The sequence below is a fragment of the Oleiphilus sp. HI0066 genome, assembly GCF_001635725.1.
Map to the genome: position 1 here is coordinate 1 of NZ_LWFH01001154.1, position 1,608 is coordinate 1,608.

Below are 1,608 nucleotides of genomic sequence, written 5' to 3' on the forward strand. Positions count from 1 at the left end.
CGCTTTGGCTTCTATCTGACGAATACGCTCACGCGTTACATCAAACTGCTTACCAACTTCTTCCAAAGTGTGGTCCGTATTCATTTCAATACCAAAACGCATACGAAGTACTTTCGCTTCACGTGCAGTCAAACCAGAAAGAACACTACGTGTTGCTTCTTTAAGACCTTCACCTGTTGCTGTATCCACTGGAGATTCAGCCATAGTATCTTCGATAAAATCACCAAGATGCGAATCTTCATCGTCACCGATTGGTGTTTCCATAGAGATTGGCTCTTTAGCGATCTTGAGTACTTTACGTACCTTCTCTTCCGGCATATCCATGCGTTCACCAAGCTCTTCAGGCGTTGGTTCACGGCCCATTTCTTGCAACATCTGACGAGAAATACGATTCAACTTGTTGATCGTTTCGATCATGTGCACTGGAATACGGATTGTACGCGCTTGGTCTGCAATAGAACGCGTAATCGCCTGACGAATCCACCAAGTTGCGTAAGTAGAAAACTTATAACCGCGACGATACTCAAACTTATCTACGGCTTTCATCAAACCAATGTTGCCTTCCTGAATCAGATCAAGGAACTGCAAACCACGGTTGGTGTATTTTTTCGCAATCGAGATAACAAGACGCAAGTTCGCCTCGACCATTTCTTTCTTGGCACGACGCGCCTTCGCTTCACCGATTGAAATACGACGGTTCACGTCTTTCAACTGCGCGACCGTCAATCCAACTTCTTCTGCAATAAATGCAATCTTACGTTGCGAACGTACGATTTCATCTTTGTACAAATCAAGTTTGGCAGAAGCGGCATGCTTCTCTTCGAGAAGTTCGTTCACCCAGTTTAAATTCGCTTCATTACCAGGGAAACGTTTAATGAACTCTTTGCGATCCATGCCGCACTCGCGAGAGCAAATCGACAAGACATTACGCTCATTCACACGAACCNCATCGTTCGCTGAACGAACAGAAGCTACCAAGTAATCGAACTGTTTAGCATTCAGCTTAAGAGGTGCAAACAGCTCACCTAACTCGTTAAGCTCTTTGATTGTTTCTTTGCTTGCACGGCCATGCTTCTCTTCAGTACGAAGCGCTTTGTCTAACTGAACACGGATCGCTTCAAAACGCTCTCGCGCTTCTTCTGGATCTGGACCGTTATCTGTTTCTTCCTCTTCATCGTCCGAATCATCAGAATTTTCTTTCGCTTCGGTAGGATTTACAGGAACAGGAATATTCGCTTCCGCTTCTGGATCAAGATAGCCAGTTAATACATCTGTAAGACGACCTTCGTCTTCTACGATTTGATCATACAAAGCGACAATAGAAGCAACCGAACCGGGGAAATGCGCAAGTGATGCCATCACATCACGTAAGCCTTCTTCAATACGTTTCGCGATACGAATTTCGCCGTCACGCGTAAGAAGTTCTACAGTACCCATTTCACGCATGTACATGCGAACAGGGTCAGTGGTTCGTCCAGCTTCTGTTTCTACTGCTGCAAGTGCTGCGGCGGCTTCCGCGGCAGCTACTTCATCAGTAGAGTCGCCGTCGGACATAAGAAGAGAGTCGGAATCTGGCGCTGTTTCTACTACCTGAATCCCCATGTCATT

General features: G+C 45.9%; 1 protein-coding gene. It reads right to left on the bottom strand.

Annotation, left to right across the window (positions count from 1 at the left end; translation table 11 throughout):
* Positions 1 to 1,608: RNA polymerase sigma factor RpoD (rpoD, locus tag A3738_RS15270; protein ID WP_068763708.1), on the bottom strand; the 1,608-nt coding region annotated here is incomplete at both ends.